The 18,062-nt window shown below is 39.3% G+C and carries 13 protein-coding genes; all 13 read left to right on the forward strand.

The window, feature by feature from the left end:
- The first annotated feature begins 21 nt into the window (after positions 1-21).
- Positions 22-702 (forward strand): lipocalin family protein, encoded by a 681-nt coding sequence (locus AC2SLT_RS04580; RefSeq protein ID WP_486546454.1) that lies wholly within the window; start codon positions 22-24, stop codon positions 700-702.
- A 276-nt stretch (positions 703-978) separates the two neighbouring features.
- Complete coding sequence (locus AC2SLT_RS04585; protein ID WP_486546455.1) at positions 979-2,421, forward strand: glyceraldehyde-3-phosphate dehydrogenase; 1,443 nt, start codon at positions 979-981, stop codon at positions 2,419-2,421.
- A gap of 541 nt (positions 2,422-2,962) precedes the next feature.
- Positions 2,963-4,174, forward strand: a complete 1,212-nt coding sequence (gene obgE / locus AC2SLT_RS04590; RefSeq protein WP_486546456.1) for a GTPase ObgE — start codon at positions 2,963-2,965, stop codon at positions 4,172-4,174.
- Positions 4,175-4,409: 235 nt separating this feature from the next.
- The gene (proB, locus tag AC2SLT_RS04595; protein WP_486546591.1) at positions 4,410-5,573 is read left to right on the forward strand and encodes a glutamate 5-kinase; all 1,164 of its coding nucleotides are present in this window, start codon (positions 4,410-4,412) and stop codon (positions 5,571-5,573) included.
- Positions 5,574-5,641: 68 nt separating this feature from the next.
- Complete coding sequence (hemE, locus tag AC2SLT_RS04600) at positions 5,642-6,748, forward strand: uroporphyrinogen decarboxylase (protein ID WP_486546457.1); 1,107 nt, start codon at positions 5,642-5,644, stop codon at positions 6,746-6,748.
- A 200-nt stretch (positions 6,749-6,948) separates the two neighbouring features.
- Positions 6,949-8,016 (forward strand): N-acetyl-gamma-glutamyl-phosphate reductase, encoded by a 1,068-nt coding sequence (gene argC / locus AC2SLT_RS04605; RefSeq protein ID WP_486546458.1) that lies wholly within the window; start codon positions 6,949-6,951, stop codon positions 8,014-8,016.
- A gap of 460 nt (positions 8,017-8,476) precedes the next feature.
- A complete protein-coding gene (locus tag AC2SLT_RS04610) occupies positions 8,477-9,196 on the forward strand; it encodes a hypothetical protein (protein WP_486546459.1) in 720 nt (239 codons plus the stop codon).
- Between the two features lie 185 nt (positions 9,197-9,381).
- Positions 9,382-9,822 (forward strand): ATP-dependent Clp protease adapter ClpS, encoded by a 441-nt coding sequence (clpS, locus tag AC2SLT_RS04615; protein WP_486546460.1) that lies wholly within the window; start codon positions 9,382-9,384, stop codon positions 9,820-9,822.
- Between the two features lie 952 nt (positions 9,823-10,774).
- Positions 10,775-13,438 (forward strand): AAA family ATPase, encoded by a 2,664-nt coding sequence (locus AC2SLT_RS04620; RefSeq protein WP_486546461.1) that lies wholly within the window; start codon positions 10,775-10,777, stop codon positions 13,436-13,438.
- 196 nt (positions 13,439-13,634) lie between these two features.
- Positions 13,635-14,375, forward strand: a complete 741-nt coding sequence (locus AC2SLT_RS04625; protein ID WP_486546462.1) for a uracil-DNA glycosylase — start codon at positions 13,635-13,637, stop codon at positions 14,373-14,375.
- 13 nt (positions 14,376-14,388) lie between these two features.
- Positions 14,389-14,958: a tRNA adenosine(34) deaminase TadA gene (tadA, locus tag AC2SLT_RS04630; protein WP_486546463.1), complete on the forward strand. Its 570-nt coding sequence runs from the start codon at positions 14,389-14,391 to the stop codon at positions 14,956-14,958.
- A 202-nt stretch (positions 14,959-15,160) separates the two neighbouring features.
- Positions 15,161-15,865: a (d)CMP kinase gene (gene cmk / locus AC2SLT_RS04635; protein WP_486546464.1), complete on the forward strand. Its 705-nt coding sequence runs from the start codon at positions 15,161-15,163 to the stop codon at positions 15,863-15,865.
- Positions 15,866-16,097: 232 nt separating this feature from the next.
- Positions 16,098-17,780, forward strand: a complete 1,683-nt coding sequence (gene rpsA / locus AC2SLT_RS04640; RefSeq protein ID WP_486546465.1) for a 30S ribosomal protein S1 — start codon at positions 16,098-16,100, stop codon at positions 17,778-17,780.
- Positions 17,781-18,062 lie beyond the last annotated feature (282 nt).

An 18,062-nucleotide genomic window follows, 5' to 3' on the forward strand; every position in this document is an offset into this window, starting at 1 on the left:
TAAATTCAGATAAATAATATTATGACTGATTATAAACCCGACATCCCAGATCGTAAATTCATGCGGACGCTACTTAAGCATACCGGTATTGCTTTAGCTATATTGATACCATTAGCAGCTTATACATCTTTAGCCCACTCTGAAACAGGGGAGGTTGTGACCCCTGCAAGCAGATTAAACGCCGAGATGAGAGTCTCTGAGCCTTCTTCAGTAGCTCAAGTTGATCTGCATAAGTATGCTGGTCAATGGTATGAGATTGCACGTCTGCCTATGCCTTTTCAAAAAAACTGCGCGTCAGATGTGACAGCAACTTATTCTTTAAATTCTGATGATGCCGGTAATATTGAATCTGTTAATGTTATCAACCAATGTAAAAAAGAAAACGGTGATACATTACGTGATGAAGGGCTTGCCATGCCGGCTAATGACTCAGGTAGTGAACTTAAAGTTAGTTTTTTACCCAGTTGGCTAAGATGGTTGCCAGTAGGTAAAGCTGATTATTGGGTTTTAGGACTGAGTGATAACTATGAGAGTGCGTTAGTGGGTACACCTGATAATAAGTATTTATGGATATTATCGAGAGACCCAAGCCTATCAAAAAACGTTTATACCTATTATACGGATATCGCTCAAAGTCAGGGCTACGATATCTCAGCGCTTAAATTAACGCCTCACACGACGCCTCAGCCTGTAAGTGATTAACAGTATTTAACAGATTTAAATTATATTTTGTTGAGTTTATATCTATCCATACCAATTTAATTTCAGTTGTTTGTGAGACACGTCAATGCATGAATCTCCAAACCTCAGAGTTAACTGACTGGCTAAATTTGGCAATATGATTTAAAATCTAGCAGTCATATAGACCACCGTGCTATAAATTGGCACTATAAAAAAACGCATTGTTATTCGTTAAATTGATTTGACAATAATGCGACGTTCATTAATTTTTCCTTCTTATTTTCATTTATCCAAAGGATGACTATTGTGAGTAATGCTGATACGCGACGCAAATTACACCAAGTTCACTTAGCCAAATATCAAGAACAAGATAACCTAGCCTATGAGCTGGTTAACATACTCCATGATTTATATATTAATAAAGATATTAAAGTTAACTTGTTCGGTGAAGCCCTAAACGGTTTATCGACAGCCGATGTGGTTACTAAAGTTCAGCAAACTGCACAACGTAATAATGGTAATGCTTTAGCTCTGTCAGACGTTTTAACCACTGTTAAAGAGGTTGCTAAAATTGATAATCTTAAGACAGCCGTTATTGATGCGGGTCAACTGGTTAAAAATAAAGACAACGCAGCAGATGCTTTAGCCAATAGCGACCAATCTCAGTCAGCCAATAGTACCGCTACGGATGTCGTATTATATGGTTTTGGACGTATCGGACGTATTTTAACCCGTTTATTATTATCTGAGGCAGCGACCGATAAGGGGCTACAATTAAAAGCCTTTGTTGTGCGTCCCGGTAAAGAGGGTGATATAGCTAAGCGTGCCTCTTTACTTGAGCGTGACTCAGTTCACGGAACCTTCTCAGGCTCAGTGGTGGTGGACGAAGAAAACCAAGGTATTATTGCTAATGGTCGTTTCATTCAAGTTATCTACGCCAATGATCCTAGTGAAATCGATTATACTAGCTATGGTATTAACGACGCCATTGTGATTGATAATACTGGCATTTGGAAAGATGAAGACGGTTTAGGTAAACACCTTAAAGCAAAAGGGGTCAAAAAAGTTCTATTAACCGCACCCTCTAAAGGTGATATCAAAAACGTTGTATATGGTGTTAATAACGATACCATTGGTGATGATACTATCGTCAGTGCCGCTAGCTGTACTACCAATGCTATTACGCCGTCTTTAAAAGTAATCCATGATGAATTTGGTATTGTTAATGGTCATGTTGAAACTATTCATGCCTTTACTAATGACCAAAACTTGATTGATAATTATCATAAGTCTGATCGCCGTGGACGCAGTGCTGTATTAAATATGGTAATTACCAGCACAGGCGCAGCAAAAGCTGTCGGTAAAGCAATGCCAGAGCTAAATGGTAAATTGACCGGTAATGCGATACGTGTACCGACACCGAATGTCAGTCTGGCTATCCTAAATTTAAATCTTGAGAAAGCACCAGAGAGTGCAGATGCTTTAAACGCATTTTTCAAAGAAGTGTCTAATAGCGATGCTTGGCAGTCGCAAATTGCTTACTCTGATTCAACTGAAGCGGTATCAACTGATTTCGTAGGTACTAAACAAGTTGGTATCTATGATGCTGAAGCGACAATTGTGACTGATAATCATGCGACTGTTTATGTTTGGTATGATAATGAAGTCGGTTACAGTACTCAAGTATTAAGAGTAGCGGCACAAATGGCTGGTATTCACTATACTAATATTAGCGCTTAGCTAGTACTAGCGCTAAGTTTTGCCAATTTTCTCTAGTTACTGTTCTGTCAAGATACTGGTTTTATGACTAATCGGCTATAGGCAGCGAGATAGTTGTTGGCAAACCGCAGATATATAGACTTACCCTTTTCTTATTTAATATTTTGCCAATAGTCTTTCGTTGTTCTCAAGCGTTAGCAATGACATAGGGTGATAGAGGGCAAAATGTTGTAATCTTTGAAGATTAATTTAGATTTTGATAGGGTATGACTGGTATATTTTAACGATACCCGATAATCAATATGGTTATCGGGTATTTATACATATAATCTTGGTTTAATGCTGTAGAATATGGCGTTATGATTTTTTATTATTGATTGTTATTGATTATATTAATGCCTAATTAATAGCTAATTTTATTAGCACCTTATTTTTAAAGAATAAATTTTATAGAATAATTTTTATTATTTTTCTGTTTTTATCCATATATCTATATCCGTTTTAAAGGGCTTTGTTTAGCATTTAAAATTGACTAACTTAAGAAAAGAAGGGAGCAAGACCAATGCGATTTATTGATGAAGCAATTGTTACTGTCAAAGCAGGGGATGGCGGTAACGGCATTGTGAGCTTTCGCCGAGAGAAGTATGTACCTCGGGGTGGGCCAGATGGCGGAGATGGCGGCAAAGGCGGTGATGTCTTCGTTGTTGCTGATGATAATACCAACACCTTAGTAGATTACCGTTATACGCGTCGTTATGATGCCGGACGAGGTGAGAACGGTCATAGCAAGAATTGCTCAGGTAGAGGTGCAGAAGATATCTATTTGCGCGTACCCATTGGTACCACTATCATTGATAACGAAACAGGCGAGGTCATCGGTGATTTGACTGAAATTGGTCAAGAGCTATTAGTTGCCAAAGGCGGCGATGGTGGATTGGGTAATACCCACTTTAAAAGCTCTACTAATCAAGCTCCGCGTAAAGCAACCAATGGATTTGATGGTGAGATAAAGGAGCTTAAGTTTGAGCTCAAAGTAGTGGCTGATGTGGGATTAATTGGTTTGCCCAATGCCGGTAAATCGACCTTCATCCGTCAAGTGTCGTCAGCTAAGCCCAAAGTTGCTGATTATCCCTTTACTACCCTTGTTCCGAATTTAGGAGTGGTGGATGTTGGACTACATCGCTCATTTGTAATGGCTGATATTCCTGGTCTTATTGAAGGTGCTTCAGATGGGGCGGGTCTGGGTATACGGTTTTTGAAACATGTGGCTCGTACTCGTCGTTTACTTCATATCATCGATATTAAGCCGATTGATGGCAGTGATCCTGTTGAGAATGGCCGTGTGATATTAAACGAACTCGAACGCTTTTCTCCAGAATTAGCAAACTTACCTCAGATTTTGATATTAAACAAAATCGACCAAGTACCGGATGCTGACGAGTTAAATGAACTGTGCTTGCATATTGTTGCTGAACTCGGCTGGACGGGTGCCGTTTTTAGAACCTCTACGTTAACCGGTCAAGGCGTCGATGATGTCAAATATCACTTGATGAACGTTATTGAACGTGAAAAAGAGCGTGAAGAGGAAGATCCTCTATTTGCAGAAGCCCAAAAAGAGAGATTTGAGCGCCTAGAGGCGGAAGTACGATTAAATACGGAAGAGCAAAAAGAGGCCTATCGAGCCGCTCGTCGAGCCCAACGGGAAGCTGCTTTTAATATGGAAAACCCAGACGATGATGACGAAGACGGTGTTGAAGTTGTCTATGCGCCATAATCCTTAGAGAAACGTTATACTTTGCATTAAATAACCTATCTTTAAAGGAATTATTGAAACGACTATCTTCGTGTTTACGATCGCCACCCTTAATAGGTTAACCTCAAGATTTAGTATTACTGAATGGCTGACATAGTGAACACAGCCTAACTAATTCATTAATTTTGGAAAAATTATGAGTGTAGATAATAAGAATAAAAACTCAGAGCTTACAAAGCTTGACGGGCCAATACCAATGCCCACCTCTCCAGATGATGAGCGTTTTGCTACTGTTAATCGATCCTTTGATGTCAAACGCGTAATCGTTAAGATTGGCTCTTCATTGCTCACTAATAATGGTAAAGGATTAGATCGCACGGCTATCTATGAATGGGCAAGCCAGATAGCAAAGCTGCATCATGAGGGTACTGAGGTGATATTGGTATCTTCAGGGGCGGTTGCTGAGGGGGTTGTGCGTATGGGGCTTGAGGAACGTCCCAAGAAGCTTGAGGGTCTACAAGCTTGTGCTGCTATCGGCCAAATGGGTTTGATAGAAACATGGGCGGCCGCGCTCATGCAAAGTGGCATTCGTAGCGCCCAGATACTGCTCACTCATGATGACTTATCAAACCGTGAGCGATATCTCAATACTGCCAATACATTAGATAAGCTGTTATCTTGGCGAGTATTGCCCGTTATTAATGAAAATGACACCATTACAGTGGACGAAATAAAATTTGGTGATAATGATACGCTAGGTGCGATGGCTGCGGCTATGGTAAGCGCAGACTTATACATTATTTTGACCGATCAAGACGGTGTGTTTACGGCTAACCCTCGAGAGAATCCTGATGCTAAAATGATTCGCCAAGAGCGTGCGATGGCTGAATATTTGTTCGAAATCGCAGGAGAAGGCGGAAAATTGGGCAGTGGTGGTATGCTGACCAAGATTCGGGCAGGTAGGTTAGCGGCTATGGGGGGCTGTCCTACGGTAATTGCCAATGGTAGTTTTGAGAAGGTGATTACCCGTGTGGTAGCCGGAGAATCGGTAGGCACCTTGCTTAAGACCAATCAACAAGACAAAATTATTGCCCGTAAGCAGTGGTTAGCAGCTCATTTGCGTATGGCAGGTACTTTGTACATTGATGCTGGCGCTGTTGATGCTATTACTGTACAAGGTAAAAGCCTATTGCCTGTTGGTGTCGTTGATATCCAAGGTGATTTTGAGGAAGGTGATGTGGTCGCTGTTGTTGACCAAGACACTAAAGAGCGTGTCGCAGTGGGACAGGTTAACTTCTCATCCGATGAAGCTCGTAGAGTGGCGAGAGAGCGTACTCAAAATTTTGACAAGATTCTGGGTAGCTCAGAGGATAGAGTGGTTATGATTCATCGAGATGACATGGCCATTCTTAATAAATAAAATGAGCACCATAAACTAGCACAAAAAATATGCATAGCCATTAATTTTAGTGATTTAAAGAGATAATAATGTCCACATTGAAAGCTGATAAGACTAATCATTGCCACAACTTTGCGCCGCTTAAGAATGATCGACTATTGAGGGCCTTACGATTTGAATCTATCGATGTCACCCCCGTTTGGATGATGCGTCAAGCAGGGCGTTATCTGCCAGAATATAAAGCCACACGGGCTGAGGCAGGTGACTTTATGAGCCTATGTAAAGATACTGCTCGGGCAACTGAGGTAACCCTTCAACCTCTTAGACGCTTTGACTTAGACGCCGCTATCCTGTTTAGTGATATATTGACGATTCCAGATGCTATGGGTTTAGGGTTGTACTTTGAGACGGGTGAAGGGCCTAAGTTCAAGCGAACCTTGCGGACAGAAGCTGACTTTAACAATCTTGAGCCCTATGACCCAAATGATGCCTTGGGGTATGTTATGGATGCCGTGACCAGTATCCGTAAAGCGCTTAATGGTTTAGTACCCTTGTTTGGATTCTCTGGCAGTGCTTGGACATTAGTTACTTATATGATCGAGGGTGGCAGCTCAAAAGACTACCGCTATACTAAAGGTCTTTTGTATAGTAAACCGGAGTTCTTGCACCAAATTTTAGATTATGTGACAACGGCTATCATTGATTATCTAGATGCTCAAATTGTAGCAGGGGCACAAATAGTCCAGCTTTTTGATAGTTGGGGAGGGGCATTAGGACATCGACAATTTGTCGAGTTTTCCCATAAATACAACAAACGTGTCGTCACTGAGTTAAAACAACGCCACCCCGATATTCCGGTCGTTGTCTTTACAAAAGGGGGAGGATTATGGTTGGATATTCAGGCTGATAGTGAGGCGGATTGCCTAGGACTGGATTGGACAATGCCGGTCGATAAAGCGAGAGAAATATTAGCCAAGGCACAAAATAAAAAAGCAGTTCAAGGCAACCTTGACCCCGCAACGCTTTATGGGTCACCCGATAGCATTCGCCAGCAAGTCAAACTTATGCTTGATGATGCTTATGTGGATAATGAAAAAACAGGATATATTGCAAATCTTGGGCATGGCATTACCCAATGGGTAAACCCGGAACATGCTAAAGTATTTATTGATTCAGTACATGCGTACAAGCTCTAATTAAAATATGACTGAGGGCAGAGCTATTTTTGACTCGCTACTTTTATTATGCAATAAAGTTTATAATGAGCGGACTCTGTGAAAATCAGTATCTATAAAACTAGTATCTATATAACTAGTATCTAAAAAACTAGTATCTATAAAATAAGTATTTAATAGTTATGATGTCATAGCTATCAATAAATCAAATAGGATTGACTATGATTAATGCAGCCATTGTTGGTGGAACAGGATACACTGGGGTTGAATTAATACGTTTATTATCTTCACATCCCCACGTTAATATTAAATGGTTAACGTCACGCTCTGAAGCTGGTAAACCTGTTTCTAGTATTTTTCCTAGTCTAAGAGGCATATCTAATTTGACCTATAGCGACTTAGGTGACAATACCCTAGAAGCATTGGCTGAATGTGATGTGGTCTTTTTTGCGACTCCTCATGGTGTTGCAATGCAGCAAGCTGAAAGCTTGGTGTCAGCTGGCGTCAAAGTCATTGATTTAGCAGCCGATTTTAGATTACAGTCTCTTGAAACCTTTGAGCAGTGGTACAAACATACTCATGTCTGTCCAGAGTTACTGAAAGAGGCGGCTTATGGTTTGCCTGAGATTAATCGTGAGGCTATCAAATCTGCTAATGTTATTGGCAATCCTGGGTGTTATCCAACGACTGCTATCTTAGGATTGAAACCCGTCATTGATGCTCAAAATCAATCGGACGCGCCAATTATTGAATCTCGTATTATCATTGATGCCAAATCAGGTGTTTCTGGTGCAGGTCGACAAGCAAAGTTAACCCTTAACTATGCTGAAACCACAGATAACTTTAGTGCTTATGGTGTATCGGGTCATCGACATTTACCTGAAATAGAACAGGGCGTACATCAACTTCTAAAAAGTAAATATAAGCAAAATATCCGTTTTGTCCCGCATTTGGTGCCTATGATTCGTGGCATGTTCACTACCATTCATCTAGGGTTGACGGAAGCTGGGTGTCAGCTTGACTTGCAGTCAGTGTATGAAAAGGCCTATGTAAACGAGCCGTTTATTGATGTGTTGCCTAAGGGTGAGCTACCTGACACACGTAGTGTCCGAGCTAGCAATCGATTGCGTATTTCCGTTTATCAGAACAATGATAAACAAGAAGCAACGATATTAGTCGTTCAAGATAATTTAGTAAAAGGTGCTGCAGGACAGGCGGTACAATGTATGAATGTAATGTTTGGCTTCGATGAAGGATTAGGATTGGACCATATTCCTGTGGTCCCATAGAAAGCAATAAGTTTATAGGCAACCTAGGGATTATGAATATTGATATGCCTGCTTAATGCTTGGGTTGCATATATATGTTGATTCTAATATAAAATTGTCGATGTAAAAAATAAAATTAAAACCTTTATCTAAAATTATCATTCCTTGTTAGACTCTGTCAGGCTCGTTAAACCTGCTATCAATAACGTTAGCACTCGACTTCCTAGATAGGATAATTTCTAGATTTAGTATAAAATTACTGTTTTTCAGATTAACGTAAGGGTGTTTGACTTTCACTAAAGTGTCAGAATCTGCGTAAAGTCAACATTTGTTAGTTAATGCCTAAAGAGTTAGGTATAATATTGAGCCGTTTCATTGGTGTTTTTTATTAATTGCCGATACATAATGCGAGTCTAGTACCATGCCCAGCGAGATTAGTAAATCAACTTCAAGTTATTCAAAGCGATCATCTTATGGAAAAATGAGCCCGCTGCTATTGGTATTATTTGCGTCTGCAGTATTATTAACGGGTGTAATTGCGACTGCTTTTGGCTATAAATTTGGTTATATTCAAGGCTATAAATCCTCACAGAAAGATGCTCAAAAGGAAGGTGTTGCCCAATCACTGAACTCCCAAGAAGTTAAAAAATTACAACAAAATGTTGAAAATTTAACGTCACAACTTGATTCGACCAGAAAAGAAAGAGATATTAGTCTTAATAATCTAGGTCAATTACGCAGAGACATGCAGAAACTTGAAGTTAAAAATCTGCAACTCTTACAAGTAAACGACGTATATAGTAATAGTCTTATTAAGCAGGGTGGCTTACCACTACAAATAGTGGGTGCTAAAATGGAGCCGTTACCCGAAAATGCCTTTGAATATCGGTTTGATGTGGCCATGTTAGACAAAGATGGTCAGCAACATACTTTGAAACCTAGTTTAACGTTGCTAGATGAAGACAGTTTGGTAGAGGTGCCTTTAGAGCCACGCAGGTATGACATTAAAGGTATTGCACGTATCAGAGGTAGATTTGTTATGCCTGAAGGGTTTAAACCAAAGCAAGTTAAGTTAAATTTACAATCTAACGGACAAAATGTCGAACAAATATACAACTGGCAACTGTCTTCACCTATTGATAAAATGCCGATGTCCTTATCAGAAGTACCAGAACCGGATCAACGTCCTGTAACAGAGTAACTAAGTTCAGCGATGATAAATTAATAGCCCAATTATGGGCTTTAAATTTGCTAATAAGTATAAATAATTCTGTAAAATTAAATATTTATGATTAACTGTCGTCGTGTCATAGATACTATAACTTTAATATTTTGACTTTTATTTAATACATTTATCAACACATACTGACTAAATAAATATAACTTATGATTGAACCTATCGACACTGAAACTCTGATGATTCTTGAAGAGTCCGTTTTAGCAGATTGGCACCACCCAGCCACTCTACCTAAGTCGTATCCTTTAAAGACCACGCCTTCTAAATTAATTGACGAGGAAAACGAGGAAGAGGCTGAAGTTGAAATTATGGTGGCAGAGCCAGAAATAGCTGAGCCGCCTATGTATGCAGTCGTCATGTACAATGATGACTATACACCAATGGAGTTTGTCGTGTATGTATTACAGTCAGAGTTTCGTCATAATGCTGACAAGGCCGTTGAAATTATGCTGAACATTCATCATCAAGGACGTGGTATCGCAGGTATTTATCCTAAAGATATTGCTGAGACTAAAGCTAAGAAAGTCAATCAAACTGCTCGCAAAGAAGGCTATCCTCTTTTAACTCAGATTGAGCCTCATCAAGGATAATTTCTTTATCTACTACTATCCTAAACCTTACTTATTAGTACTATAGGTTTCGTATTAATATATTTTGTTAATAGCTTTCCTAATTAATTTTTTTAATCCCTTACCACTTAATCCTTCTCTCTTATCGTAAGTAAACCCTCTTTTAATTTCCAGTCATCGCAAATGTCCTTTCAACGCTATCAATCAATTCACTTTGAAAGTCTACTAGTGATTGTTTGCAAATTTTAAATCATTATTATTACCCTATTTATTGCTTAGAGAATATTCTTTACTATCTTGAAACTGTTAATTCGTACATAATTTGAGTATAGACTTGATTTTTACCGTTCATAACCTTACTTAGTTAGTGTACTGATCAAATTAACCGTTCAAATTGCCTCTATAAATCAGCTATTGTGACAACATTTAAAATCGTTTTTTAAAACCACCAATAGTTGCAGTTAAATAAGTTGCGCCTGGTTATCAGGTTGCGGTTGAGTATTGACGCTGATATCTGATGAGATTTCATGGTGGTATGTATTAATGCAGTATTGACGGTTTTTTTAGATTAATTCACGTTTTTATCGAACGAAAAATAACCCTTTTAAACATTTACACTGCTTTGCTCGTTAATTATCCCGTTTATATGATTAACTATTGAACCAATAACCGTAAAACTAGTATCTGTAGCGTTAAAAACCGTAGAAATAGCTGTCAATAGATATATTATCAATGGGTGTTCGACAGCAATATAAACGTTTTGGTTTGTCAGTCTAAAATGAGGCATGATAAATGCTTATACTTTATGTGATCCCAACCTTTAATGTATCATGACAGTTACATAACAGAATTAGATTCACACTAAATTAGATAACCCAAATATATATTAACTTGCTATAGTTAATAGTATGCCTAATCTTATTATTAACTATTTGACCAATTTATAAAATTATAAAACTATCAGGACATATCTATGTTAAGTCGTCATCTCGAAGTTTCATTACGTTTAGCCATGACGTTAGCACGGCAAAAGTCACACGAATATTTAACGGTCGAGCATTTGCTATTAGCATTGCTTGAAAATAATAATGCTGTCACAACCTTAAAGTCTTGTGGCGCAGATATTACCAGTTTACGCTCTGATCTTGAAGCCTATATTGAGAAACATACCCCTACTATTGATGCTGATTTGGAGCAGACACCACAAGCGACTCAGAGTTTTGATCGCATTCTCCAACGCGCCATTTTCCACGTACAGTCGATTGGCTCAGGTAGACTTGTTGAAGGCTCTGATATCTTGGTATCAATGTTTTCAGAACATGATACCTATGCGGTTTATTTACTGAAGAAACAGGGCGTTAGTCGCCTTGAGCTTACCCAGTATTTATCTCATGGTGCCGAAGGAGATGAATCTCGGAGCAGCGCCGCAGATGCAGAAGCGACTGATGCCAAGGGGGTTAAAAATAAGAAAGACCCGCTTACTGAATTTGCTCAAAATTTAAACAAACGGGCTGCTGAGGGTAAAACAGATCCCTTAATCGGTCGTTCTAGTGAAATCGAACGTACTGCTCAAGTATTATGTCGCCGTCGTAAAAACAACCCTTTACTGGTTGGTGATCCTGGCGTGGGTAAAACATCTATTGCTGAAGGTTTGGCATGGTTGATCATAAATAACAAAGCCCCAAAGCCATTACAAGGCTGCGTTATTTACAGCCTTGATATTGGTTCTTTAATTGCTGGAACTAAGTATCGTGGGGACTTTGAGAAACGTATGAAGTCTCTACTTGAGGCTTTAAAAGATAGTCCCAACGCCATCCTATTTATTGATGAAATCCATATGATTATTGGGGCTGGCTCCTCAATGAGCAGCAATATGGACGTGTCAAATTTAATTAAACCTGCATTGGCAAATGGTGAATTAAGATGTATAGGTTCAACAACCTTTACTGAATATCGTCAAGTATTTGAAAAAGACCATGCTTTATCACGTCGCTTTCAAAAAATTGATGTCAATGAGCCAAGCATTGATGACAGTATTGACATTCTGCGAGGTTTAAAGTCTCGTTATGAAGAGTTTCATAATGTTGAATACACGGATGCGGCCTTGGTTAGCGCAGTTAATTTATCAGCCAAACATATTCATGAACGGTTTTTACCCGATAAGGCAATTGATGTTATCGATGAGGCGGGTGCATACAAACGTTTAGGGATTATCCCAAATGCCGATCAGGTTGAAGATGAAAACAGTTTGATTGATGAACTCAATAGTTCTGAATTTGAGGCTGACTTTGATGACAATGAGTCACTTACAAAGTCAGATGATCAGCTAGAAACGCGAGAGAGTGAATCCGATAGTGCTGAGGGTAGCACTGATGACAATGTATCTGACCAGAATACTGATAATACGGACAGTGATATCACTTCAGCAATGGACGACGATGATAAAGAAAGTGAAAAAGTCGTTGACGAAATGCTCTCACAAAGTGAAGGTAACGCTGATGTAGCCGAAACTGATACTGAGACAAGTAGTGATGAAGAAAAGGATGATGCTGTTAAAGCGCCTGTCGTGATCGATGTTGAAGATATTGAAGCTATTATCTCCAAATTGGCACGTATTCCACCCAAATCAGTATCGAATGATGATAAATCCTTGTTGCAGCATCTTGAACGTGATTTAAAACGCTTAGTATTTGGTCAGGATGAAGCCATTAAGACGTTATCTGATGCTATAAAACTGTCACGCGCAGGACTAAAGTCTGCTGAAAAACCGATTGGATCTTTCATGTTTGCAGGTCCTACTGGTGTAGGTAAGACTGAGGTCTCAAAACAATTGGCTAATTTAATGGGCATTGAGCTCATACGTTTTGATATGTCAGAATATATGGAAGCGCATACGGCATCTCGATTGATTGGAGCGCCTCCAGGCTATGTCGGATTTGATCAGGGCGGTTTATTAACTGAAAAAATTAACCAGCACCCACATTGCGTGTTGCTACTGGATGAAATTGAAAAAGCTCATCCTGATGTCTTTAATTTGTTATTACAAGTTATGGATCATGGTACGCTGACCGATAACAATGGTCGTGTGGCTAGCTTTAAGCAAGTTATTCTAATTATGACTACCAATGTAGGAGCTGAAAATATCAGCCGTGCGTCAATGGGCTTTACTAAGCAAGATCACAGCCGAGATAATACAGAGGCGATGAACCGAGTGTTTACGCCTGAGTTCCGAAACCGTCTAGATGCCATTATTCAGTTTAATGCGCTAGATCCATCTGTAGTGGTCTCTGTTGTTGATAAGTTCTTAGTTGAATTGCAAGCGCAGCTTGATGACAAACAAGTGGTATTAGAAATTGATGATGCCGTTCGTGATTACTTAGCGGAAAAAGGCTATGATCGCTTAATGGGGGCACGTCCAATGCAGCGACTCATCCAAAACGAGATCAAAAAACCACTAGCTAACATGGTTTTATTTGGTGACTTAGCTGAGGGTGGGGCTGTCCATGTAACACTATCCGATGAAGCGTTCGATGAGCCAGTTGATGATGATGGTAAAGCAGCCGCTGAAGGCAGTCGAATCTTACTCACGGTGGTTGAGAAACATGGTCAACGTGGCGTTGAGTACGCTGAAGGTTAATATTAGTCTAGATAAGTCTCTTTAGGAATAAGTATTAACTTTCAAGCTATTTTTATCATAGCGTTTTTCAATAAAAAAGAGGTTAACCTAAGGTTGGCCTCTTTTTTTACAAACCAAATTTATAAATATCCACTATAATGAGTATAAGCACTAACATCGACAGGACTAACCCAGTTATTCATAAAAGAGTGAAGATATGCAATTATTAGAAGAGGCAGAAAATCATAAAACTGATGCCGAAAAGCAAGCAATTTTGGCTAGAGTACAGATGCCTGAAGACTGGAAGCAGGCGTTATCAGATGAGTTAACGTCGCATAATATGGATAAATTACGACAGTTTCTCAAGCAAGAGTATGCTTCAGAGAAAAGTATCTATCCTAAAGCCAGCTTGATGTTTAATGCGTTTAATTTAACCCCATTATCGGACGTCAAAGTCGTAATCTTGGGTCAAGACCCTTATCACGGACCAGGGCAGGCGATGGGTTTGTCCTTTTCGGTACCTAAAACTATACCTAAGCCGCCATCATTAAATAATATTTTAAAAGAAATGGCAGATGATATCGGGACTTTGCCTCCCAAACATGGTGATTTAACGCACTGGGCACAGCAAGGTGTACTATTATTGAACACATCACTGACGGTAGAGGAGGGCATAGCAGGCAGTCATCAAGGTAAGGGCTGGGAGCAGTTTACAGATGCTGTTATTGATGTGGTTAATGAACATACTCAGCATACGGTTTTTATACTATGGGGTAGTAAGGCGAAGCTGAAAGGTAGGTTTATTGATACAGAAAAACATTTGATTTTATCAGCGGTACATCCGTCACCCTTAGCGGCCAATAGAGGTGGTTTTTTTGGTACAAAACCATTTTCAAAGGCCAATGATTACCTACTACAGCATGATAAAACGCCAATAGATTGGCAACTGCCGCAGTAGGTTAATCAAAATTATGAGTCACTCTAACGCGTTAAGCCCGCCGTTCAAATTTGACAATGAGTCAAACTATGCAAAGTTTAGTGCCAGCGCCAAGTATTGGTCTATTAACGATGTAAATTACATGCGTCAAGCTTTGGCATTGGCTCAGCAGGGCGCAGGAAATCAAGAAGTGCCGGTTGGCGCATTACTGGTATGTGATAACCAAATTATCGGGAAGGGGTTTAATCAGCCAATACGTCGTTGTGACCCCACGGCACATGCCGAAATTGTGGCATTACGTGAGGCTAGTGGCGCCATAAATAATTATAGGTTACCACCGAATACAACGCTATACGTAACCTTAGAGCCTTGTACAATGTGTATAGGCGCATTAATACATGCTCGATTATCAAGGCTTGTCTTTTCTACCTATGAGCCTCGTGCGGGTATGGTTGGTAGTCAGCTAAATTTGACTGATATGGACTTTTACAATCATAAAATAACGGTTCATTCAGGGTTATTGTCCATTGAAAGTCAGCAACAATTAAAACGCTTTTTTCGTGCTCGGCGGTCTAAAAAGAGAGAATTGAATAAGCTACCTTAATATGAGCCTTAATTATTTTTAGGGTTAAATTTAGCTGGTGAATAAGTTGATTTTTTGTTATAATCCCGCCCTATTTATGTTTAATGCAATTAAACAATTGGTAATATACGTTTTAATTTAAGACTTATAACCCATAAATTGCACACAAGCGCACTTAACTAGTCGTTAAAAATCAGTTAATAATCAGTAGGTGATATAATTAATGAGCTTTCCTGTTATTACCATTGATGGCCCAAGTGGCGCTGGAAAAGGAACAGTTTGTTTGCAGTTGGCACAAGCGTTGAATTATCGCTTACTGGATTCAGGTGCTTTGTATCGCATTGTGGGTTTAAAGGCATTTGAATCTGGATTGTTACCTGATCAAGAGTTGGGTAATAATGACGAAGAAAACATAGCAAAGTTAACGCAGAGCTTAGATATTAAATTTTTGCCGCGTGAATCAGGTGAAGTAGATATCATTGTCAATGATTCAAATGTCGCAGGCGAGATTAGAAACGAGACGGTTGGTGGTTATGCATCCAAAGTAGCCGCTCTACCAAAAGTAAGATCGGCTTTGTTGGAACTACAGCAAAATATGGCCAATAAATCAGGCCTCATTGCAGATGGACGCGATATGGGGACGGTAGTGTTTCCCAATGCTGATGTCAAAATATATCTGACAGCCAGTGCCGAAGCTCGAGCAGATAGACGCGTTAAGCAATTGCAGCAAGCAGGGCAGACTGTAGATTATGAAACTATTTTGAATAACATTCAGGAAAGAGACGAGCGTGATGAAAATCGAGAAGTGGCTCCCTCTAAACCTGCGGAAGATGCCTTAGTTCTTGATAGCTCACACATGAGTGCCGATGACGTATTTAATGAAATTAAACGTTTCTGTCAAAAAAAAGGTATTAGCTTTAGTATTTAACTTAAACGTTAAGACGTAGGTTAAACCTTAATAGGTCGAGCGTCACTAGGCTAAGCATCAATTATGTTATCAACGGTAAGATAACAATAAATTTTAAGTGTTTTATAAGGTGAGAATTTAACAATTTTTTTAAATGTGGATATAAAGAGTAAAAACCAGCGTCAATCTTTTATCCACATTAACTTGAACCGTACTGTGCTGGACAGGATACGGCTATATTAAGGTAATCATAATGGAATCATTTGCTGAACTATTTGAAGCGAGTCTAGAAGAGCAAGGTCTTGATATTGAGCGTGGCTCAGTTATCAGCGGTGCTGTTGTAGCAATCGATAGCGATTGGATTACAGTTGACACTGGTTTAAAGTCTGAGGGTGTTGTTGCTCGTGAAGAGTTCTTAGACGACAATGGCGAGCTTGAAGTAGCAGTGGGCGATAGCGTTGATGTGGTAGTTGAAGCTGTTGACAATGGTATGGGTCAAACCTTACTATCACGTGAAAAAGCCAAACGTGTTGAAACATGGAATGCACTTGAGAAACTATTTGAAGGCGATGAAATCGTCAAAGGTATTATCTCTAGTAAAGTAAAAGGTGGTTTTACAGTTGATATCGGCTCAGTACGCGCATTCCTACCAGGTTCTTTAGTGGATGTCCGTCCTATTCGTGATACGACGCATCTTGAAGGTAAAGAGCTTGAATTCAAAATTATAAAACTTGACCAAAAGCGTAACAACGTTGTTGTTAGCCGTAAAGCAGTTATGGAAGCTGAAAACTCAGCTGAACGTGAAGAGCTACTGAATAAGCTTGAAGAGGGTATCGAAGTAGAAGGTATCGTTAAAAACCTAACAGACTACGGTGCATTCGTAGATCTTGGTGGTATTGATGGTCTATTACATATCACTGATATGGCATGGCGTCGTATTAAGCACCCATCTGAAGTAGTCGAAGTGGGTCAAGATCTTAAGGTTAAAGTTCTTAAATTTGACCGTGAACGTAACCGCGTAAGCTTAGGCTTAAAACAGTTAGGTACAGATCCTTGGGATAACGTTGGCGGCACTTATCCAGTAGGTAGTATCGTTAAAGCACGCGTTACTAACCTAACTGACTATGGTTGTTTCGCAGAAATTTCTGACGGTATCGAAGGTCTCGTTCACGTATCAGAAATGGATCATACTAACAAAAACATTCACCCATCTAAAGTTGTTCAGATTGGCGATGAAGTTGACGTTATGATCTTAGATATCGATGAAGAGCGTCGTCGAATCAGCCTAGGTATCAAACAAACTCTACCAAATCCATGGGAAGAGTTTGATAAGAAATATGATCGCGGTGACAAGCTAACGGGTACGATCAAGTCAATCACTGACTTCGGTATCTTTATCGGTCTTGATGGCGGTATTGATGGTCTCGTTCACTTATCTGATATCTCTTGGAATGAAACCGGTGAAGAGGCAATCCGTAACTACAACAAGGGCGATACCGTTGAGGCTATGGTTCTGTCAGTAGATGCTGAAGCCAATCGCATTAGTCTAGGTATTAAGCAGTTAAGCTCTGACCCATTCAACGAATATCTGGTCGGTAACGATCGTGGTTCTATCGTTAATGGTACCGTTAAAGATGTTGACGCTAAAGGTGCAACAATCACTTTAGCGGATGAAGTTGAAGGCTACTTACGTGCATCAGAAATTCAACGTGATAAAGTTGAAGATGCAACTAAGCACTTAAATATTGGTGATGCTGTTGAAGCAAAAATCATTAGCGTAGATCGTAAGTCACGTAGCATTAGCTTATCCATCAAATCTAAAGATGAAGCAGAAGAGCGTCAAGCGATTAAAGAGCTTGGTAGTACGCAAACGGCAGCTCCAGAAGCACAGCCAAAAACTATCGGTGATTTGATCAAAGAGCAGATGCAAGACTAATAATTATAGTTTACTATAGTTATACTTAACTTAAATTTAACTGTTTATTAAAATTAAAAAGGAGTAACCTCGTTGTTACTCCTTTTTTTAATTATCTACTATTCTATTCTACATATAACATTGAACCAGCCAATGCCATAGAATTAAAATTTGTTATAAAATATATATAAAACAACAATATAGTTTAATTTTATCGTCAAATATAAAGTTAACTGTTTAATTATGTTTCAAAGTTAATGAAAAAGCTGTAAAATATCCTAATGCCTTTATTGTTCTAAGTTC

It is taken from the genome of Psychrobacter sp. CX18 (assembly GCF_057396215.1).